This is a genomic window from Shewanella aquimarina (genome assembly GCF_023349185.1).
GTDB classification, from domain to species: Bacteria; Pseudomonadota; Gammaproteobacteria; order Enterobacterales; family Shewanellaceae; genus Shewanella; species Shewanella aquimarina.
Genome location: NZ_JAKIKY010000002.1, coordinates 454731 through 476596 on the forward strand (window position 1 = coordinate 454731; position 21866 = coordinate 476596).

The window sequence follows — 21866 nt, forward strand, 5'->3', positions numbered from 1 at the left end:
TGCCTGAGAGACATTATGCTGTTAAACCGTTATCGCTAATCAGCCGCCTTAGCGGCAACGGCCTCGGTTTTTTCAAGCGCGCTGGCCAGGGCCGGGCGGCGCTGCATCCTGTCTCTGAATGCCGCCAACTTGGGGGGAATACTTTGCTCAAACACTGTCGCCCACATCAGGGTATGCGCCAGCATGATATCGGCAACGCTTACCTCATCACCTAGCAGATAAGGGGTGTCCGGTAGCATGTTCTCGGCCAAGGCGGCTGCCTTGTCGAACTCCCAAACCGCTATGGGTAAGATGCTGGGGTGACGCTGCGCCTCGGGCAGGGCGAACTTGTGCTTACCCATGGTCCATAGGGGCTGCTCCAGTTCGCAGATGATGAAGCTCATCCATTGATGATAGTGACCGGCCTCGGGCGTGCCCGGCGTTGGCAGAAACTGGCCCTTACCGTATTTTTCGGCCAGATATTGGCAGATGCCTGCCGATTCAGTCAGTACCAGCTCGTCATCTTGGATCACAGGCACCTTGCCACTGGGATTCATGGCCAGGAAGGTCTCGCTGCGGTTATCGCCCTTAGCAAAATTGATGAAGTGAAATTGCCAATCGATACCGAGTTCTTCAAGCAGCCAAGAGACGCGCAGCGCGCGGCTTCTTGGGGTTCCATATAGCGTAATCATCCTTTTCCTCACTTATTGTTGGGAGAGCCGTTAGTCTAAATAAAAATGGCATCCATTTGGATGCCATTTTTGTGACAGTTAGAACCTCATGCTCAACTTGGTATAGAAGTAGCGACCCATAGGGTTATGGGTGGCGATCACATAGCCGTAGAGGTCGGTGTCACCGTCGCCGATGGCAAATGGCGGCTCTTCATCCAATACGTTGTTGATGCCCACGGTCCACTTAAAGGTGTCGTTGAAGCGGTAAGAGCCCGACATATCAACCAGCAGCTGAGAGTCGACCATGCGTGACTTGTTGTCTTCGAAGTCGAGTACGCCGTCGAAGTCAATGTCTGGCGTATCTTCAAACTCGCCGATGTAGCTGAAGTTGATGTTGGCGGCGAAGTCATCCATGGTCCAGTTGGTGGTGAGTAACCAGCGGTGTTGTGGATAGCGGTATTCACCCGTGTAATCCAGGTCGTCCTTCTCAAACTTATGCAGGTAGCTGTACTCCAAGCCAAACTTGAGGTCACCGAAGCGATCAAACTCTAAGCCGTAGTGGGTGGAGACGTCGACCCCTTGTACCTCTTGTGAGCTGAGGTTGATAAAGCTCGAGTGGATCAGGCTGATTGGGCCCAGTGTTTGTCCTGGTTGAGGCGCCAGACGCTCACAGACAGTGCTGTTTTGATCGTTACAGTTGGCCAGGTAGATCTCGCCCAGTGGCTGCTTGTCGATCTTGTTGTCCTGGGTGATGCTAAACACGTCGAAGCCGATGTCGAACTTCTGGCTCGGTGCCCAGATAAGGCCCGCGTTCCAGGTTTCTGACTCTTCGGCATCCAGGTCTGAATTACCGGCGAATTCTGTGTTGTAGTCCAGTGCGGTACAGTCGACGTTGTCGGCGGCGCAGCGGTAGGTATCGATGAAGAAGCTACTCTCTCTCGATGGACCAAGACCGATTTGTGCCAGAGACGGTGCGCGGAAACCGGTTGCCCAAGAGGCGCGAGCCGTTAGTGCGTCAGTGATCCCCCACTGGAAGGCGACCTTAGGGTTAGTGGTCGAACCGAAGTCGCTGTAGTGGTCATAGCGGCCAGCCAGCTGCAACTCGAAGTTGTCGGTGACAGGAATAGAGAATTCCACATAGGCGGCGTACTGGTCGCGATCGGCCTGTGCCGATACGGCTTCGGTACCGAAGATGAGGCCGCGCTGGAATTGATCATCCGGGATATCGCTCACGTCCTCTTCGCGGTACTCGACACCCGCGGCCATCATGACTTCACGATCGGCCAGGGTAAATGCAGGGCCCGTGATGCTGGCATCGTATGCGGTTAGGTGTGATACACCCTGGCGAACCAGGCTGGTGGTGATGCGATCGATCACATCCTGTGAGTTCATGGTGCCGCCAAAGGGGTTGTAGTTGCCGGCGTCGATCTCCGCTTGCAGGAAGTCGGTGCGTACCCAGCCCTGGGTTCTATCGCCTTTCTGGGTCGATTCGCTGCGGCCTTTCTGGGCCGAGACTTCCCAGTCCCACTCATCTATGTTGCCACGCAGGCCGGCAACCATGCGCAGGGTGTCAGATTCGATGTCCCAACGACGTGGTCCGGCATCGACGGTGCGGTAACGACCGATCTCGATATCCTTGCCCCAAGGGTTGTTGGGATGAGTGCCCGGTACCGTTAGCATGGCATCTTCATCCAGCGGTGTCGGCGCGCCGCCCGCTTCTGAGGTGTTATGTTGGGCGGCGACCTCTAGGAAAGCGGTCATCTCATCGCTCAGATGGTAGTCGAACTGGGCGATAGCCCCCACACGCTCGGCGGCAGGAATGGTGAGGTTGTATGGGCCGTAATCAAACAGACAGCTGCCGCTGGCAGTTGCCGAGTCGGCTGGACAATCCGGGTCTATGGTCTTGACGCCATCGACATAGAAGTAGCCTGGGAAGCCACGTGAAGAGCGGAAGTCTTCACCGCCGTATGGGCTCTGGTTAGCGGTACCGAAACGGCCCATCTCGCTGGCGGCCAGGGTGTTGTTCTTGAAGTAGTCGAGAATGATAGAGGCGCTGCCCTTATCTGACTGCATGCCCCAAAGCATAGAGCCGCTCTGCTCATCATAGCCTGAGCCTGAGGCATCGCCATAGCCCAGGTTAATTTCGAGTCCTTCGAAGTTTTTACGCAGTATGATGTTGACCACACCGGCGATGGCGTCTGAGCCGTAGATGGCCGAGGCGCCATCTTTGAGGATATCGATACGCTCGATGGCGGAAACCGGAATATTGTTGATGTCGACGAAGGAGTTAGTGATCCCCTCGGCGAAGGAGCTGATAGCCACACGGCGACCATTGATCAATACCAGGGTGGCGTCCGGGCCCATGCCACGCAGACTGATTGAGGCCGCGCCGTTAGCGGTTGAGTCTTGGCTATTGCCTCGGGTAGAGAAGGCGCCCGCGCCGTTGGCTGGCATGCGTTCCAGCAGCTGTTGCAGGTTGTCGAAGCCCATGTTGGCGATATCGTCTTTATTGATCGATTGGATCGGCGATGGGCCTTCGATGTCGGTACGTTTAATACGAGAGCCGGTGACTTCGATGCGTTCGACGCTCTCGTCGGCAGCATAAACATGTGGGGTTAGCGCAATGGTAATGGCGATAGCGCAGGCGCTGGGCCAGTATTGAGGTCTTTTCATGATTATCCCTAATTACTCGTTATATTTTTAATTCAGTGACTACCACTCAACTACCGCCACCATTTTGTTGCATTGACGTTACTAAACTAATTGCTAATGTAACAAAGTCAATAGTGCGAATTGCTAACAAATGTAAATAAATAAACGCATGATTTTGATTGATTAAAGCGAGGAGCCTTGGCATTGTCATAGGTTGGTTCCCGCCCTGTGTATTTGGAGATGTAAATAAAATGGAAGAAAAAACACTGCTCGAAGCGCGTTTTCACGGCAAGCTCGGACTCTATTGGCTGACCACTGGCGCGGCGGTGTTGAGCATCTCCCTGGTCGGTATTCCGCTCCTGCTGCTCTGGTACCCCATAGGCTTATGGGCGACCAGTCGTTATATCGCCAACATGAGCGCCGAGCTGACCACTAAGAAGCTTATCGTGCGTAAGGGAATACTCACCCGCACCGAAAATACCGTGCCGCTGGATAAGATCACCGACATGGCGATGATCCAGGGCCCCCTGATGCGGCTGTTCGGTATTCATAAGTTAACGATTGAGACGGCGGGGCAGTCGGGTACTGGCGCGCTGATCAGCCTGACAGGCATAGAGGAGGCCGCCGAGTTTCGCGCCGCCGTGATGGCGCAAAAGAGTGCGTTGGCCGAGCAGAGCCAGCCGGTTGAGGCGAAGGTGGATGTGGCCGCCCAGACCCTGACCTGCCTGCAAAACATCGAAGAGATGCTCAGGCGTATCGAGGCCAAGTTACCTCAATCATAGCGACTCTTGTCTTTGCTGCCGCGCGAGAGTTGCTGCTGCGTGAGTTTATCAATTTTTAACTTTGTCTGAAGGAAGAATAGTGACCGTGGAAGATCTCACTGTAAATACGAGTCAAACGGGTTATTGGCTTGTGTGTCGGCGACTGCTGCGAGCCACAGGCCCAGGTCTGTTGATGGCGGCCGCGGCGATAGGTGCCTCCCATCTGGTGGCCTCGACCCGCGCCGGCGCCGAATTTGGCTGGCAGCTGGCCTGGGTGATACTGCTGGTGAATTTGCTCAAGTATCCCTTCTTCGCCGCCGGAGCACGCTATACCGCGGCGACGGGGGAGAGTCTGCTTCACGGCTATCAACGTCAGGGACGCGGCTACCTGCTGCTCTTCTCGCTGCTCAACGCCCTTGCGGCGGTGGCCAGTACCGCAGGTGTCGCCATGTTAACCGCGGCGCTGCTCACCCAATTTGTTCCATTGTCGATCGACCTGCTGGCGCTGATCGTGCTGCTGGCCAGCCTGCTTCTGCTGGTGCTGGGGCACTACCGGGTGCTGGACAGGGTCACTAAGGTGATCATGCTCTGTCTGACGGTGACGACCCTGAGCGCCGCCGCGCTGGCCTTTAATGCCGAGCCTATCTTAGCGCCGGACTTTGTCTCGCCCTCGCCCTGGCAATGGGCCCATGTTGGCTTTCTGGTGGCCATGATGGGGTGGATGCCGGCGCCTATCGAGGTGAGTTGCTGGAACTCCCTCTGGCTGATCGAAAAGCAGAAACAGCAGAAGGTGACGCCCAAGCAGGCATTGTTCGATTTTAATCTAGGCTTTATCACTACGGCGATTTTGGCCGTGGTATTTCTCTCTCTGGGCGCCATGGTGATGCATGGCTCTGGCGTGCATTTCTCGCCATCGGGGGCCAAGTTTGCCGAGCAGTTGATTCAGCTCTATAGCCAGGTACTGGGTGAGGGCAGTCGTTACCTCATCGCCCTGGTGGCCTTGCTGTGTATCTTCAGCACTACGGTGACAGTGGTCGATGGCTATAGTCGTACGCTTATCTTGAGCCTGCAGCTGTTGCGGCAGGATGAGGTCAGCGAGCGCGGGCTGAATCTCACCATGTTAATCATCAGCCTATTGGGACTCGGGATCATCTTGTTCTTCAAGGGGGCGCTCCTGCCACTGCTGCAGTTTGTGATGACCCTGGCCTTTATGACTACCATCATCTTTGCCTGGCTCAATTATCGTTTGATGACCAGTGATAACCTGGCAGCCGCTGACCGCTACGGCGTGGCCATGCGGCTGCTCTCTTGGATCGGCATGACTTATCTGCTAGGGTTTGCCGCTTTATTTGTTTACTGGAAGTTTATCGGTTAAGCCGGTTAGGAGAACAAGGATGAAGATCAATGTCTTGGCGACCAGCCTCTGTCTGCTGGGGGCCATGGCGGGCAGTGCTGTGGCAAGCAATATAGTGACTGACCAGCAGCCGGCGATTAACGAGCAGGCAAAACGAAAACCGGGCCAAGAGGTGGCGCTGGGTGATGCTTTCGATGCCATTATCGCCGCCAACGAACGTCCCTTCTATGGCATTGTTGCCCTGATGCAGGGCGGTGAGATCCGCTATGTGAAGTCAAGCGGCTATGGTCAGCAGCTCGCCCCGACGCTGGATAGCCGGGTCATGTTGGCCTCCCAGAGCAAGATGGTTACCGCGGCGCTGGTGATGCAGGGTGTCAGCCAGGGTAAGTTTGCCTTGGAGGATAAGGTGAATCCTTATCTGGCATCGGCCAATCTGCCTACCTATGACGAGCGCATCACCATAGCTCAGCTGCTTAGTCACAGCTCAGGGATCGCCCCCCAGGGCAAGGCGAACCGATTCGCCCCAGGCTGCGATTTTCAATATTCTAACCTGGGCTATCAGGTGCTGGGACAGCTGCTGGAGAGCCAGTATCAAGCTGACTTTTCGACCCTGGTTAACGGCTTTCTTAAGGAGCACGGCGTAAGCGGCGTCGAGGCGCAACTCGGCGCGCAGCAGGGGCTGATCGCCGGCATCGAGGCGAGTAGCAATGAGCCGATGGAATATGAGGTGCAGATGAACCTCTTACCCGGCGGCGGCATGACGGGCTCGGCCAAGGGGCTGCTCAATTATCTCAGTGCCTTGCATGGCGGTAAACTGCTGAGTAAGGAGGCCTATCAGGCGATGGTGACGCCCAGGATGCAGCGCCCCCACCGCTGGCAGCAGCTTTATTACGGCTTCGGGGTACAGGTGAATCAGCAGGGAATCGAGGAGTATAGCCACTCAGGTTATCTGCCTGGCTATCAATCGCTGAGCCTGAGTTATCCAGCGTTCGATACATATCTTGTGGTGCTGGAAAACGCCTCCTGGCCCATTGATGAGCGCAATCAAGCCTTTGGCCTGCATGATAAGCTGCGTCAGGCGCTTAGAGACGCCTTGAAGGACGAGGCCAAGGCTGAAAATAATGCCTCGGCGTCGACGCAAAGTCGGTTATAATATCGACTCAGTGGCAGGCGCACCCGCGCGAGCCAGTAATCTAAGAAGTTAAACAATGATTAATAACGATATTTTACGCCGTCTACGATTCGTATTCGATTACAAGAACGCCAAGATGATCAAGATCTTCGCCAAGGTCAAACATGAGATGACCCAGGAAGTCTTGCTCAACATGCTTAAGAAAGAGTCCGAAGAGGGCTACAAGCCCTGTAACGACAAGACGCTGTGCCTGTTTCTGGATGGTTTGATCATCGAAAAGCGCGGCCTGCGTGAAGGTGCCGAGATCCCATCTCCTGTGTCTCAGTTAAACAACAACCTGATCTTCAAGAAGCTGAGGATTGCGCTTGAGATGCGTGAAGAAGATATTATTGAGACCTTAGCCCTGGCGGACTTCAGAATGAGCAGTTCTGAACTGGGTGCCCTGTTTAGAAAGCCCGGCCATAAGCACTTTAAGGAGTGCGGCGATCAGGTGCTGCGCAACTTCTTGACCGGCCTGTCGATCAAGTATCGCGGAAAGTAAGAGATATCGTCAGCTAAAGACGCGGCTTAGGCCGCGTTTTTTGTGTCTGGCCGTTAGTGTTTAAAACAGCCAGGGTGTGAAAATAATCAAAAAAATGATCGCGCCGAAGGCAACAAAGATCACACTTTGTGGTAATCTTGCCAAAATTGATAGCACAGCCATTCCAACATACCCACAGATAGAGAAAAGGTTACCAATGGACGATAATAAACGCCCGCTATATCTTCCTTTTGCCGGCCCAGCCATTCTTGAAGCCCCCTTGATCAACAAGGGCAGTGCCTTTACCGAAGAGGAGCGCATCTTCTTCAACCTCGAGGGGCTGCTGCCCCACGTCATTGAGACCATCGAGGAGCAGGCTTCGCGTGCCTACGATCAGTACAAGAACTTCAGTAACGATCTCGACCGCCATATCTATCTGCGCAACATTCAAGACACCAACGAGACCCTCTATTACCGTCTGTTGCAGAACCATATTACCGAGATGATGCCGATCATCTATACCCCTACGGTTGGCCTGGCCTGTGAGCGTTTTTCGAAGAACTATCGTCGTAACCGCGGCCTGTTTATCTCCTATCCCAACAAGGATCGCATCGATGACATCCTGAATAACTCGACGCGCCAGAAGGTGAAGATCATCGTCGTCACCGATGGCGAGCGCATCTTGGGTCTGGGCGACCAGGGGATCGGCGGCATGGGTATTCCGATTGGTAAGCTGTCACTCTACACCAGCTGTGGCGGTATCAGCCCGGCTTACACCCTGCCTATTACGCTGGACGTGGGCACAGACAACCCGCATCTATTGGAAGATCCTATGTATATGGGCTGGCGTAATCAGCGTATCGGCGGCGAAGAGTATGCCGAGTTTGTCGAGGCCTTCATGCAGGCGGTTCACAGACGCTGGCCAGATGCCTTGATCCAGTTTGAAGATTTTGCCCAGAAGAACGCCATGCCACTGCTCGAGCGTTACAAAGACAAGTACTGCTGTTTCAACGACGACATTCAGGGCACGGCGGCGGTTACTGTAGGTTCTCTGCTGGCAGCCTGTCAGGCGGCGGATACTCAGCTCAGTCAGCAGCGTGTGGCCTTCCTCGGCGCCGGTAGTGCAGGTTGTGGTATTGCCGAGGCGATCATCGCCCAGATGGTGTCAGAAGGGATAAGCGACGAGCAGGCGCGTCAGCAGGTCTTCATGGTAGACCGTTGGGGGCTGCTGCAAGATAACATGCCTAATCTGCTGCCGTTCCAGCAGAACCTGGCACAGCAGGCGGCCAGGGTTGAGGGCTGGAACACTGAGAGCGAGAACATCTCGCTGCTGGATGTGATGAATAATGGTAAGCCGACCGTGCTCATCGGCGTATCCGGCGCCCCGGGTCTGTTTAGCGAAGAGATCATCAAGGCGATGCACAGCCACTGTGAGCGTCCTATCATCTTCCCGCTGTCTAACCCGACCAGCCGTGTCGAGGCGACACCGAAAGATATTCTGCACTGGACCAAGGGCCAGGCGCTGGTGGCAACCGGTAGCCCGTTTGAGCCCGTGGTGATCGACGAGCAGACCTATGAGATCGCCCAGTGCAACAACAGCTATATCTTCCCAGGGATAGGCCTGGGCGTGTTGGCCTCGGGGGCCAAGCGCGTCAGTAACGAGATGCTGATGGCTTCGAGCCGCGCCCTGGCAGAGTGTTCTCCTTTGGCTAAAGATGGCGAAGGTTCGCTATTGCCGGCGCTGGAAGATATCCATGCGGTGAGTAAGCATATCGCCTTCGCGGTGGGCAAGGTGGCCATTGAGCAGGGCCATGCGCTGCCGGCCAGCGACGAGCTGCTGATGCAGTCCATTGAAGATAACTTCTGGACCGCGGAATATCGCCGTTATAAGCGCACCTCTTTCTAACCTCTTTGACTTAGCCGTTTGCGCTTAAAAAAGCCGCCTTTTGGGCGGCTTCTTTGTGTCTTATACAAGATGAAATTTTGCTTTGGATCACAAAGTGTTAGTGAGGCGTATGATCTTGCCAGCACTTCTTTCATCGAGATGGCATTTTTAAGTTTGGCTTAATCTTGGCTGGTAATGCTCGCCAGACAGCTTGCTGCGCCCAGCGCTTCTTGAGTATGCCTGTTGTGAGTATGTCTATCTATCTTGTATAGACCAGTGACAGGCAGGAGGCGGGCCGGCAAGCCTAGGGTTTGTTGACCTTTCCTGTTTGTTTCTGCAGCATTTTGTAGGTTATTTATACAAGGTGGAGTCCGTGTAGTGTAGTTATTCTACATGAGCGGGTGATAACGCCGTAGAAATGGCCTACAAAAGCTGCCCGAAGGGTTCATCTAAACGCGCCTTGAGCAAAACGCGTTTAGATCGAACAAAAATTAAACCTGAAAGATAAACAGACCCTAGAGTGTTCGCCTACTATTGTGAGCTTTTTAGCTGTTTGAATTGCCAAAACTGGAGCCTGAAATGAAAAAATTAATCACCCTAGCCGCCGGCCTGCTATTTGCTGGCGCGGCCGTTGCCATGGATTGTAAAGATTGCCATGAGCCTATCGACCTGACCATGCACACAGAGTCAGAGGCTACCCTGGCAACCTGTAATGATTGTCATGGCATGAAGGATGCCCACGCCCCCGACATGGAGATGCATACGCCTGAGCTGACCATCAAAGAGTGCGCCGATTGCCACGGTATGAACTAGTGGTTTTGTCAATTTAAGAATGCATAAAAAAGGGCCCTCAGAGAGGGCCCAAAGACAAGGTCGAACTAAATCGTTGGACGCTTAGTGTAGCTTACGGCGTCCGGCCAGCAGACCCAGTAGGCCCAGAGCCAGGAAGCCGAGGCTACCGCCCGAGTCATTGTCTGTTGGCTCATCTGGCGTTTCCGGCGCCGGCGGCGTTGGCTCAACACCGTCTGAGTTCACCGTCAGCATGAAGCTGGTGGAGGCGGCGTCAGATGGGTAGGCCATATCATGTACGGTTACCGTTACCAAGGTGTCACCATACCAGTCGGTATCAGGTGTGATGCTAAAGCTATCACCATCGACCTCTGCCGTGATGTGCTCACCCGATACCATGATGCCGTTGGCTGTGCCTTTAACATCGTTGTAGGTAACTGTGATGCCTTCTAACGTGGTATTTTCTTCCATCATCATGTCGGCAATGGCTGCCACGCTGATATTCGATGGGCTAGACACCTCATGGGTTACCGTCACTAGTTCAGAGTCTGCATATTGGGTATCGACTTTTACAAAGTTGTCGGCGCCGACGGCATTGGCCGAAACCCGCGCCGAGAACTTGAGTGATACCTTTGACTGCTCAGGGCCGCGATAGTCGGCGCAGACAACTGTGCCAGAACTGATCTTTTCGTCGACATCCTTATAGGCGAAGCCATCGTTCAACCAACCTCCTGCAGGGCCGAAGGTGGCGCGCTCACCCCAGTAACCGTGTAGACCGACAGAACCGAACTGGTCGTTCTTTGTGTCTAAGGTTTCATAGGCGAAGATGATCTCTGGGCTTGCCTCATCGAAGCTGATGTCAGTTGCGACGATAGTCTGGATGTTGAACTTAGCATCCGGATCAGGCGTATCGTTACCGCTGAGGAAGGAGTTCCATTCCTCACCACCATCCCACTGGAAGATGTAGTGCTTGTTGGTGAGCACCGCATAGACGGCATGCTCGTAGCGACCCGTATTCCAGTTGAACATGGTCTGCGGCATTTTCACATCGCCGCGCCATAGTGGTGCCACCATAGTATCAGGGAAGCCCTGGAAGTTATCATCAAATGGCAGATTGTAGTTCCAGAAATCAGGCATAGGGTCAAACTGTACATAGCCAAATGGCGAGATGGCTAATACGTCCTGTCCAAACACCTCAGGGTTACCGTACAGTGGTACATGGGGTAAGCCATTGGCACTGAGTGGGATCAGTAGTGTTTGATTCGATCTTCCAGACAGGCCTATGGGTTGAGACCCTTGAGAAGGTAGATCGAAGAAGCTGCCATCTTCCCCATAGGGCACTCGACAGGTCTCATCTGTGAGGTTAGTGGTAAAGACATAATGGCGCTTCATCTCGCTAGACGAAGGCTGCGTGGCCGAGATTGCTATCTTGTTGCCGTCAACCGTCATGCCATCACCATAGTTGCCGATACCGCCTACTGCAACAGTGTCTGGCATCAGTACCAGGCCGTCGCTTAGCTCGGTATTAAAGGTGAATTCTCGCTCGCCCCCTAACAGGTTAGGCGCGAGTTCCACGACGAAATCCAGAATGTCGCCCTCTTTGGCTGCCGTTTGCGAGGCCGTGACTGTGGTGTCGCTGCCCATATGCATGAGTTTCACCGCGAAGTCACCCAGATTAGAGTCGTTATATTCATCACTTCCCAGGCCGACCATGCCGTAGTAGACATCGCCTTCCTCGGCGCCGGGCAGATCGTAGTTGAGTTTTAGCTGATAAGGGGTCATGCCGTTGTTGGTCGCCGGACCTTCGATGGACAGGTTGCCGCTATCGCTTTCGCCTACAATCGCCAGGCTAAGCTCGAATGGATCGGCGAGGTTCTTCTGATCCTCATACTCCCATTTCCAGTTGGCAGCAATGGCCCAGTAACGACCCGGCATAGGGTTATTGATGGCACAGAAGTCGCCATTGTCTGTCTGTGAGAAACAGATGGCTTCGTCTAACCATTGGATATCCTCATCACCGTTAACGTCCATACCTAAGTCGATTGAGGTATAAGCGTGTTTCGGTGCCGATAACACTTCCCATACGACACGCTTGGTGCCTTCGGGCACATCGAAGAAGATCACCTTGGCACCACCATCCTCAATCTCCTGACGTGTATAGCCGTCCGAGTAGAGTCTGACTTCGGCGCGCTTAAGCTCGGCGTCGTGGCGTTCACCCTTGGTGAGGCCATAGACACGTGAGTTGAGCGACTGTACCTCTTTGGTATGGATCTCAGGGGTCAGGTTGTGGCCCTGCTGGCGATGGATAATGCCAGAGACCTCGTTAGGCAGTGTGTCGCCCTTATAGCGAACGCCGACCGGTAGATGCTGCATAGGTTTGCTGCTGTCGCTTGGCGTCAGCTTAACGCTACCCGTCAGCTGGATCTGCGAAGAGTCGGCGCCAATGGCTTCCACTTCGAGGATCTTAGCCTTGAGGCTGATCGCCTGAGATTTACCGGCCTTGAGGGTGAAGGTCTTAGGCGATACCTCGAGCTCCAGCATCTGGGCACCTTCCATCTCGTTAGGCGTTGCCTCAACCGTCCAGGTACCGTCTTGGGTTGCAGTTACCGTGCGCATCCAGGTACAGGTGCCCGCGCAGCTATCATGGTAGAAGTAAGGCAGGTTTAGGGTGTGAATGTTGCCACCATTATTAGGGTTGGCGGCGCGATAGTTTTCGACGCTTTCATCCAGCAATAATGGTGCGTTGTTGGCGCGCGACACATTGATCACCCCGCTACCCGCATCGCTGAAGCCCGCTGCGACTGGGTCGTAAGGATTACCGTCACGAGCGCGTGTGACGCCTTCAAGTGATGCCGTGGTCATCAGCGCCGATTGGATCTGCGCCGGACTCCAGTCTGGGTGCGCCTGAGTCAGCAGTGCCATGGCGCCTGCCACGTGCGGTGCCGCCATAGAGGTGCCGCTGATGGCGGCGTAGTCGGCTGGCATGCCTTGGGTGGTGAATGGCATCTCATCGGCCCAGGCGGCGTATACGTTAACGCCTGGCGCTGCCAGGTTAGGCGACATCACATCTGGCGCCTCCAGGTTGGGGCCGCGAGACGAGAAGTCGGCGACATAGTCGGCGGCACCTTCTCTGGTGCTGACCTCTGAGGCCGTGATGGTTAGGGCATGGTCGCTGCCTGCCGCGAGCCAATCTTGCAGGCCATAGTTGCCATTGCTACTGTTGCCATAGTAACTGCCGTAGTTGATGTTGATGCCAGGGATAACGTATGGATCGTTATGGGTCGGGTCTGAGTATCCTGGGTTCCATAGGATGAAGCCACCCGCACCACCGGCCTGGACATTCACCGCCTTAGTTACACGGGCTATTTCGCCGCGCTTACAGACGACGATCGGCGCAGTAGCATAAGGATTTCCTGCCGGATCGACATCGAAGAAGCCCGCCGGGAAGGGCTCGTTACACATCTCATACTCGCTGCCGTAGGCCTTGGCCTCGACCACTGGGCCTGTATAGGCGTCGGTGATCCCCGAGCCTTCCAGATCGCTAAGCGGCTGCTCGCCTCCGGTTGCATTGGTCAGCATTTTGCCTTCTACGGCAATCTCACGGCCGTGTGTGGTAGCGGCTACCGAGGTGAGCCAAGGAGAGAAGTGATCGATTGCTCCGCGAGCCTGAGAGGCGTATTGCGGCATGTAGGAGTTACCCGCAGAGGCCGATACTGAGATGCCCGCCTCGCGCGCGGCGAGGAAGCCTAGTTCCATCGGGTCGTCCCAAGGGAAGCTGCCGAAGGTCGAGCCTATCGAGTAGTTGATCACATCGACACCATCGGCGATGGCATCGTCGATGGCGGCGAGCAGCGCCGAGCCTTTACAGCCGGCATAGCTGTCGCCATAGCTAGTATCACCCGGATAGCAGACCTGATACATGATGATGTTGGCACGAGGCGCGACGCCTGAGATCTTGCTGAATTTGAGTCCAGTAGGAATACCGTCGCCTGTTTCGCCAAGTGAAGGCACCACATAGTCGACATCTGAAAGCTCGTTACCCGCAGCGGTCGAAGAGGTGTGTGAGCCGTGGCCGTTATAGTCCTCACCGTTTTGGGGGCGTTTGGGGTCTTCTACTTCCCACCAGTTCTTATCTGGCTGGAAGATAGGATCCAGATAGCTGTCGGTGATCGCCTCGTATGAGCGTACCCCGATTAGCTTATCGTTACACATGCTGGCAAATTCGGCCTTTTCACAGTCACCTAGATAGTGGCTGTAACGCGCAGGCATCTGGTGCACATAGCCATCGCCGGCGACGGCAGCGAACGATGGATGATCTGTGTTGATCCCCGTATCCAGCACACCGACGACTATGCCTTCCCCCTTGTACTTATCGTCGGCCGCTGTGCCCATCCACAGACCGTCGGCACCAATGTGTTTTGGCCCAACGTCTGTGTGCAGCTCATACATTTTTTCCAGGCTGACATTGCGGATGCCGGGCAGGGCAGCCACGCGAGCGGCCTGATCTTGGGTCATGCGCATCGCCATGCCGTTAAAGGCCAGACGATAGTGTTGTTTAACTTCGACATTGCCGCCGACGGCAGCGCCGATCTGCGACAGCACCTGAGCCTGCTTGTCGGCGAGATAGTCGCTGTATTGCTTCACCGCACTGCTCTGCATATCGACCTTGTTGTGGCCTCTTGGATTGAGCATCACAGGTACTGTGCTCATGGCTGGGGAGGTCGCCGCTAGCTCGGGAAGATCGCCGCGATAGAGTGAGACCGGCTTGTCGCTGAGTTCGACGATATAGGTCTGCTCACCGGTTAGGCCAGCTTCAAACTTAAATGGCACCTTGCTGTTTTGCTGCGTGGCAATCGCACGGTGAACGTTCTTGCCATTGCTGCCGCGCTGTTGCAGTGACTCATTACTCTGGGTGCCATTGCGCAGCTTACCGGCGCGTAGATCCTCGTTGTATTTCAGGATGGCGTCGGTGATCTCTATGCTACGCATGTTGTGGGTATCGGCATTGCTGGACGCGGCGGCGCCGCCAACACCGGCGGCATAGATGGCCGCTATCGTTATGAGACTTATTTTTTTCAATTTCATTGGTTGTTCCCTTTTCTTTTTATTGTCAAAGCTTGGGCTTGGTTGCAAAAGTAAGGCACTCGTACACCATTCGATTTTTATTGAGTTACGGATGTGCAGGCCAATGCGTAAAAGCTATAGGGGTATGCATAAAGGCTATGCGCCAATGAAAGTGAAGACCTTGAGTCGGGCGGACTAAGCGCCTGCTAGCTAGTCTTTTAAACTGATTCTGCTTGTTATTTTGATTTTTTATGTTGGATTTTGGCGGTTGGCCTTTGTGATTTGTGTGTTTCTGAAGCCTTTTTTAGGGGCGGAAGACCAAATTGAGTTGGATGCCTTATGTATCATTTGGTAGCAATCTGATACAAATTGTTAATTTTATGTTATTGGGGCGAGGTTGAACGCTTTATTTGCGACAGTTTAACTTTGGTGTTTCATAATGTGCTGTTTTAAAAGCTTTTATTTCTAATGGCTCAAGATCTGCTTTTGTCATACGGGCCCGCTTAGGGTGAGTTTTATACCTTGCCCGTCCTGGGTCCTATATCGCTTGCCTTTCTATAGTGATAGAAATGGTGATTATGCAGTAACTAGTTCAGTAACTGGTGCTGCACTAAGGTATGACCCTAATAGTGATAATCACAACAAGAATAATAAGAGTGAGATAGATGGAATTACGACACTTAAGGCACTTCATTGTACTGGCACGGTTGAAGAGTTTTAGTAAGGCGGCTAACGAGTTGCATTTGGCCCAGCCTTCATTGTCTCGTAGCATTCAGAAGATGGAGCAGCGCCTGGGAGCCAACCTGTTGGCCCGTGACGAGAAACATTTTGCGCTGACGGAATATGGCCGCCTGGTGTTGGCCCAGGGGGAGTTGATTGTCAGTCAGCTGGAATACCTGGAGTCTGAGATCAAAACCAAACAGGGGCTTGAGCAGGCTAAGCTTGCCATTGGCGCCAGTCCTATTCCGTCCAACAGTATTATCGGGCCGGCGGTAGGCAGGTTTGTTCGCGATAACCCAGATATCTCTCTGGAGCTAAAGGTCGAGAGTTGGAGCCGACTCTACAAGCTACTGCTCAAGGGGGAGCTGGACATGTTTGTCGCCGAGACCAATGTCACCTTGCTGGATCAGCGAGACAATGTGGTGACCCAATGCCTGCCTCAGTCAGAGGCGATCTTCTGCTGTCGTCCCAACCATCCCCTCACTCGCCTAAAAACGGTTTACTTGCCGAGTCTGCGTGATTACCCCCTTGGCATGCCTAGCGCCATGCCGCAGTCGCTGAGGCAAAAATATGAGGATCTGTTCGATGAAGACAGACATGATTTTGTTGGCCTGGTGAAATATGCTCAGTTTCAGCCCATTAAGTCGGCCATCAAGGAGTGTGACATGGTGGTGATCACCCCAGATATCTCGGTACGAGAGGAGCTGGCATCGGGCGAGCTGGTGGCTTTAGACGTAGTGGGGGGGCCGAGCATCCAGGCGAGCTTTAGTGTGGTATCGATGAAGAATCGTCGCTTGAGTCATAGCGCAGAGCGATTTATCGACTCCCTATTGAATCACTCGGCGGCCAAGGTGGTTGGCTTTTAACAGGTTTATGCCGTTCGTAACAAAAAGGGCCCGATAGCGGGCCCTTTTTGATGCTAAGATTCGGGTCGTCGGCCTCAGTTCTAGCGCTACTTGAGATTGATGTCGCCGCTGATGGTGTTGATCAGAATATCGGCGCTGCCATTGCCCATCTGCAACTGTAGCGAGCTACCCGGGCCATACTTAGGTCGCTTGGGCTTGTCTTGTGTCAGGCGATTATCTATGTCGCCGCTGGGGCCGCCGTCGATGGTGAAGGTGGCATCGAGATTCGCCGGCAGGCTGAAGCTGATGTCACCACTGACGCTCTCCAGGCTGGCCTTAGTGGTTAGGCCGGAGACAGACAGATTAAGATCGCCGCTGACGCTCTGGGCCTTGAGGCGCTCTACCTTATCAAGGTTGACCTTAGCATCACCCGATACCAGCTCGATAGAGACCTGCTCGGCGCCGCTATCTGCGTTGAGCTTGCCACTGACCAGGGTGTAGCTGACCTTGCCTAGGCTCTGCTTGTCTTTGATGTTGCCCGACACGGTTTCCAGCTTGAGCTTGCCTTCAAGCCCCTGGCTGACAATATTACCCGAGACGGTATTGATGCTGACCTGTTCGCTCAAGCCGTCGGCCTTGATGTTGCCGCTGACGGTTTGCACATTGATGTCGCCCGAGAGCTCGCTCACTTTATAGTTAGCCGAGACGCCTTCGCTGTAGAGCTTGAGCTGCTTAGGCACCTTGATGGTGAGGCGCGAGCCCTCCTTGTTACTGCCCGAGTAGTGACGGGGCAGCTTGTCTTCGATGGAGATAGTGCCGGCGTTTTGCTTCACGGTTAGGCCTTCACTCAGCTCATCCAGGGTGCCGGTGACAGTGATGGCGGACTGATCCCAAGGTAAAATCTCGACCTCGCCGCGCTGCACCTCGAGATTCAGGCGTAGGTCTCCTTGAACCTCTATGCGTTTATCCACGCTCTGGGCCGCTAGTGCAGATTGGCTCAATAGTAGAAAGGGCAATGCCAGTGCGGTGGTTTTTAGCTGTATTTTCATATCATCTCTCCTGTTGTATCACGATCGACAGGGAGTTTTTGCCCCTGCTTGATTAACTCTATTTCGCGTTGCTGCGTCCATAGCCAGAGCTGCCACAGCTGTTTGTCTGTCGGGTTGAGTTTTAGTGCCTCATAGATCTCCTTGGCGGCGGTTCTTAGCTGTTCTATCCCTTGCTCGACCGGCTGGCTGTATGGGCTAGTGCGCCAGTCGACGCGTTTGGTCAGGCTTAGCGCGTCGACGCTTGCCTTATGCTGGGCCTGAATGGCGGCCAGAGTCTGAATGAGGGCCTCGTTCTCGGCATCAGGCATTGTTGGCCCAAGGCTCAACTTGCCGACCAGCAGCGCCAACAGCAGGGTGGAGGCGATAGCCATGGGGCGCCAGTAGTGATTTGTGGTGCTTACTGGGGCATCGAGGCGCTGGTCTATTCCCTGCCAGAGATCCCGCTCAGGGGTCATCTCTTTCGGCGTTTGTGCCAGCAGGCGTGCTAGTTTGTCTGCCTTATCTGTCATGAGATCATCTCCTGCAGTAATTTCTTGGCCCTGTGGTACTGCGCCTTGCTGGTGCCGGGGGCTATCTTGAGGCGTTTGGCTATCTCGTCGTGTTGATAGCCCTCCAGGGCATAGAGGACGAAGACGATACGAGCGCGCTCCGGTAGTTTTAGCAGCAACTTGTCCACCCCCTGATATTCGTCGAAGGCGACCGCGGCCGTTTGGGTCTCTTCGCCGGGCATGAATCGGGCCCAGAAGCTCTTGTGTTTCTTAATGCAGCTCAGGGCCTGATTCACCGTCAGGCTGTGGAGCCAAGTCGTAAACTGGCTCTTGCCATCGAATAGAGGCAGTTTCTGCCACAGGCGGACAAAGGTCTCCTGGGTGGCCTCTTCCGCCAGCTCGGCCTGACCGGCCAGGCGAAAACAGAGGGCATAAACGCGTCTATGATGCTGGTCAAAGAGTTGCCGAAATGCGGTCTTGTCGCCCTGCTTGGCGCGCTCGACCAATACGGCATCGAGGAGCTGGTGAGCATCATCTGGACTCGTGAGTGCGCTCAAATCTGTCTTCCCTGTGAGTGAACAATACCTATTAGACATAGGCAGAGTTTGAAAAGGTTTAATGCGATATGAAAAAAAGTTTGGCTTAAGGTAGCGCAGCGGAGATCGAATGCCAACTTGGGGGATGAAGCGGTAGCAGTAGAAATCGAGTGTGAAAGAGAAGTAGGGCGGCAGCGCCGCCCTACTTCTCATCTTATTAGCGCTAGGCTTGTTTTTCGTATACCAGTTGGGCACCCACCAGATCGGCCAGCGCAGTGCCAACGGACTTAAACAGTGTGATGGCGTGGTTGTCAGAGCGTGGAGCATTTTGGTCAGGAGAGTCCTGGCGTGGAGTGAGCGTGCCCCGGCACAGATCGGCTAGTTCGCCCTTGACCTGAGACAGCTCGAACACCCCTTCCGAGACGGGGATTAACAGCTCGCCCGCCTCGGCGAAGACGTTGACCTTGGCATCCACATAAACCTCGGCCCTGGCAATCAGGTCGCTGTCACATTCTCGTCGGTCATGATGATGGTTGCCCACCAGATCCACATGGGTACCGGGAGACACCCAGGCGGAATCGAACAATGGCGAAGGTGCACCTGTGGCGCAGCAGATGATGTCGGCCGCGGCCACCGCCCGGGGAAGATCGTCGCAGGCCTTCACTTCTATCTGCGGCGCGCCAGCCTGTATGGCGCTGATGGTCTTGTCGACCTTGGCGTCTGAGCGTCCCCACACGGTGATTTTTTCAATCGGCCTGACACTGGCGTGCGCCAGTGCCATGAAGGCTGCCAGCCGGCCCGTGCCAAACAGCAGCAGATGTTTGGCGTCTGATCGAGCCAGATACTGGCTCGCCAATGCCGACACCGCCGCGGTGCGCCAGTAGGTGACGCTGGTGCCATCGACTAAGGCCTGTGGCTCACCTGTATCACGATTAAAGATCAAAATCTTGGAGTAGAGGCTTTCCAGTTCGGAAGATTTTTTCGGGTTGCCAGGAAAATAGGTAAAGGCTTTCACCGCTATGGTCTTCTGGTTCCAGGCCGGCAGCACGGCAAAGGCATCGCTGTGGCTGTCGTCTAATGGAAACACCTGGCGCTGTGGCATTCCGGCGGGCTGGGCAAATGTTTCTCTTAGCGCGGCGATTAGGCTGGGAAAGTCTAGTGCCTGATGGACCGCATCGGCATCGATAACTCGCATATTACCTCCTATTAGTTTTGGATAATGTATCCAATTTTTAGGTGGGTTAAAAGTAGCTAAGTGGTATTTCGATATGGGAAGTTGATTTTTTAGTCAGTCGTGACTGGCAAGCACATGAATTATTAATAATTCATTAAAGATGAATGTATGTAAGTCGATAGTTACTATACTCAATATTGGAATCACTTTTGCCATTCCAAGGTGTTAATTGTCGTTGAAGACAAGTAAAGCAATCACTCAAATAAAAGGATCTCCCTTTATGCTCATTCGTCACAAATTACTCGTTAGCGCAGCAGTGTCTATCTGTTCTGTGATAGCGATGTTTGGTTTGCAGCGTTTTTCGGCGGCAAAGCTGGATGATTTGTCCCATGCTGCACAACAAGTTATCGAACTTGAAAAGGATGTTTTGAGTTTACGTCGAGATGAAAAAGACTTCTTTGCGCGATTGGATCTGACCTATATAGATAGACACAAACAGCAGGGTAGGGAATTGGAGGAGAAGATCGCCAGTCTGGGGGCGATCTTCGAGCGTCATGATATTTCGCAAAGCGATCTGCAGGCCTTTAGGCAGAACGTGACACGTTATGAGTCTATCTTTGCCGAGGTTACCGAGCTGCAAAAGCAGATCGGTTTGCATCCCAAAGACGGCCTGTATGGGGCGCTGCGCGGCGCGGTGCACAATGTAGAGACCCTGGTGAAGGAGAAAAACGAGCCCGAACTCATGGTGACCATGTTGCAGCTGCGCCGTAACGAGAAGGATTTTATGCTCAGGCGCGCCTTGAGTTACCTGGATAAGTTCAATGGTAACTTGAGTTTGCTGAGACAGCAGGTGGCTGGCGCCATGTTAGTCGATTCGGTCAAGGGTGAGCTCAATGCCCTGATCGACGATTATGAGAAAAACTTCGCGGCCTTGGTGAGCAAAGAGCAAGAGCTGGGATTGGACAAAGACAGTGGCCGTATGGCGACGCTACGAGACAGTATCGCCTCGGCCGAGAAGGCTTTGGTGCAACTTAAGGGTCAGTCTTTGGATGCCATTTATGCCGCCGAGAGTGCAACCGTCACCGTCAGTATCATTATCTTCGTGTTGATCACCCTGGTGTTAATTGGATTCACCCTGGCAATCATTCGCAGCATCATGGAGCCGGTGCAGCGGATCAGCGATGCGATATCTCGTATCGAGGCGACCAAAGATCTGACATTGAGATGTGATACCAAGGTAGATGACGAGATTGGCCAGATAGCTCGCCACTTCAATAGTATGGTCGAGTCGTTCCAGTCGCTGATCAAAGAGGTGTTGAGCTCGGTTGAGGTGGTCAATCACTCCTGCCAGGAGCTGTCGGAGAACTCGACGCGCGCCTCGGAAGGGGTGGGGCGTCAGCTCAATGAGACAGATATGGTGGCGACCGCGATCACCGAGATGGGCGCGACCATTGACGAGATCGCCAGCAATACCGAATTGGCGGCGGAACGTGCCGGTAATACCCATGACAATGCCCAACAGGGTCAGGTAGGCGTTGAACACACCATAGAGAAGATCCAGGCATTGGCGGCGCAGCTGACCGATTCGGCTCAGGTGGTCTCTGAGCTTGAGAAAGACAGCGAGACCATAGGAAGCGTGTTGGATGTGATCCGTGGCATTGCCGAGCAGACCAACCTGCTTGCGTTAAACGCCGCCATCGAGGCGGCCAGAGCCGGAGAACAGGGCAGAGGCTTTGCCGTGGTGGCCGATGAGGTGAGAAGCCTGGCGATGCGCACCCAGGAGTCGACCGAGGAGATCGCCGGGATCATCCAGACCCTGCAGTCTCGTACCCGCTCCATAGTGCAACTCATGGAAGCGACCCAAAGACAGGGGATAGAAAGTGCCGATCAGGCGGCGAGTGCCGGTGCCTTGCTGGAGCAGATCAACGCCGATGTCACCAACATCATGGATATGAGTACGCAAATTGCCGCGGCCATCGAGGAGCAGAGCATGGTGGCCTCAGAGGTGAATAAGAATGTGGTGGTGATTCGCGACATTGCCGCCGAGTCGGCTCAGGCGGCGGATGAGAACGCCAAAGCCTCTGACGATGTGAAGGCGCGAACCCAGGTACTCTATCAGGCCGTGAGTCTGTTCAAGATTTAAACGCTTAGTATAAAAGGGAGGCTTAGCCTCCCTTTTTTTTGAAATTTATTTGTGAAATGCAGGGTTTATACTCAAATTCTGTCGCCGGGTCGACTAAGCTAATC

Annotated in this window: 15 protein-coding genes; 8 read left to right on the top strand and 7 right to left on the bottom strand. The window is 54.2% G+C overall.

Annotated features, from left to right (window positions below):
* Positions 1–35: 35 nt before the first annotated feature.
* Entirely contained in the window at positions 36–671 is a 636-nt protein-coding gene (locus L2731_RS04135) for a glutathione S-transferase family protein (protein WP_249251956.1), read from the bottom strand.
* A 78-nt stretch (positions 672–749) separates the two neighbouring features.
* Entirely contained in the window at positions 750–3323 is a 2574-nt protein-coding gene (locus tag L2731_RS04140) for a TonB-dependent receptor (protein ID WP_041508707.1), read from the bottom strand.
* 230 nt (positions 3324–3553) lie between these two features.
* On the opposite strand from L2731_RS04140, the gene L2731_RS04145 reads away from it, so the two are divergent.
* The 6 genes from L2731_RS04145 to L2731_RS04170 all read left to right on the top strand — a co-directional run bounded on the left by L2731_RS04145 (position 3554) and on the right by L2731_RS04170 (position 9767).
* Positions 3554–4084 carry a PH domain-containing protein gene (locus tag L2731_RS04145; protein WP_249251957.1) on the top strand — a complete coding sequence of 177 codons (531 nt, stop codon included), beginning with the start codon at positions 3554–3556 and terminating at the stop codon, positions 4082–4084.
* A gap of 172 nt (positions 4085–4256) precedes the next feature.
* Positions 4257–5438 carry an Nramp family divalent metal transporter gene (locus tag L2731_RS04150; protein ID WP_249251988.1) on the top strand — a complete coding sequence of 394 codons (1182 nt, stop codon included), beginning with the start codon at positions 4257–4259 and terminating at the stop codon, positions 5436–5438.
* A gap of 19 nt (positions 5439–5457) precedes the next feature.
* On the top strand, positions 5458–6570 hold the full coding sequence (locus L2731_RS04155; RefSeq protein ID WP_249251958.1) for a serine hydrolase domain-containing protein: 1113 nt from the start codon (positions 5458–5460) through the stop codon (positions 6568–6570).
* A gap of 55 nt (positions 6571–6625) precedes the next feature.
* Positions 6626–7090, top strand: a complete 465-nt coding sequence (locus L2731_RS04160; RefSeq protein WP_041508710.1) for a YehS family protein — start codon at positions 6626–6628, stop codon at positions 7088–7090.
* Positions 7091–7286: 196 nt separating this feature from the next.
* Positions 7287–8975, top strand: a complete 1689-nt coding sequence (locus tag L2731_RS04165; RefSeq protein ID WP_249251959.1) for an NAD-dependent malic enzyme — start codon at positions 7287–7289, stop codon at positions 8973–8975.
* 558 nt (positions 8976–9533) lie between these two features.
* A complete protein-coding gene (locus tag L2731_RS04170; protein WP_249251960.1) occupies positions 9534–9767 on the top strand; it encodes a cytochrome c3 family protein in 234 nt (77 codons plus the stop codon).
* 81 nt (positions 9768–9848) lie between these two features.
* Here L2731_RS04170 and L2731_RS19535 read toward each other — a convergent pair whose 3' ends face one another.
* Positions 9849–14828: a S8 family peptidase gene (locus L2731_RS19535; RefSeq protein ID WP_283165010.1), complete on the bottom strand. Its 4980-nt coding sequence runs from the start codon at positions 14826–14828 to the stop codon at positions 9849–9851.
* Between the two features lie 644 nt (positions 14829–15472).
* On the opposite strand from L2731_RS19535, the gene L2731_RS04185 reads away from it, so the two are divergent.
* Positions 15473–16393: a LysR family transcriptional regulator gene (locus tag L2731_RS04185; protein WP_239852040.1), complete on the top strand. Its 921-nt coding sequence runs from the start codon at positions 15473–15475 to the stop codon at positions 16391–16393.
* 86 nt (positions 16394–16479) lie between these two features.
* On the opposite strand, the gene L2731_RS04190 is transcribed toward L2731_RS04185, so the two are convergent.
* The 4 genes from L2731_RS04190 to lhpI all read right to left on the bottom strand — a co-directional run bounded on the left by L2731_RS04190 (position 16480) and on the right by lhpI (position 19640).
* Positions 16480–17421, bottom strand: a complete 942-nt coding sequence (locus L2731_RS04190; protein ID WP_249251962.1) for a DUF4097 family beta strand repeat-containing protein — start codon at positions 17419–17421, stop codon at positions 16480–16482.
* Entirely contained in the window at positions 17418–17930 is a 513-nt protein-coding gene (locus L2731_RS04195) for a hypothetical protein (protein ID WP_249251963.1), read from the bottom strand. The genes L2731_RS04190 and L2731_RS04195 overlap by 4 nt, the downstream gene beginning before the upstream one ends.
* Positions 17927–18505 carry an RNA polymerase sigma factor gene (locus L2731_RS04200; RefSeq protein ID WP_415837032.1) on the bottom strand — a complete coding sequence of 193 codons (579 nt, stop codon included), beginning with the start codon at positions 18503–18505 and terminating at the stop codon, positions 17927–17929. The genes L2731_RS04195 and L2731_RS04200 overlap by 4 nt, the downstream gene beginning before the upstream one ends.
* A gap of 163 nt (positions 18506–18668) precedes the next feature.
* A complete protein-coding gene (gene lhpI, locus L2731_RS04205; protein ID WP_249251965.1) occupies positions 18669–19640 on the bottom strand; it encodes a bifunctional Delta(1)-pyrroline-2-carboxylate/Delta(1)-piperideine-2-carboxylate reductase in 972 nt (323 codons plus the stop codon).
* 259 nt (positions 19641–19899) lie between these two features.
* Here lhpI and L2731_RS04210 point away from each other — a divergent pair, with 259 nt between their 5' ends.
* Positions 19900–21762, top strand: a complete 1863-nt coding sequence (locus tag L2731_RS04210) for a methyl-accepting chemotaxis protein (protein WP_249251966.1) — start codon at positions 19900–19902, stop codon at positions 21760–21762.
* Positions 21763–21866 lie beyond the last annotated feature (104 nt).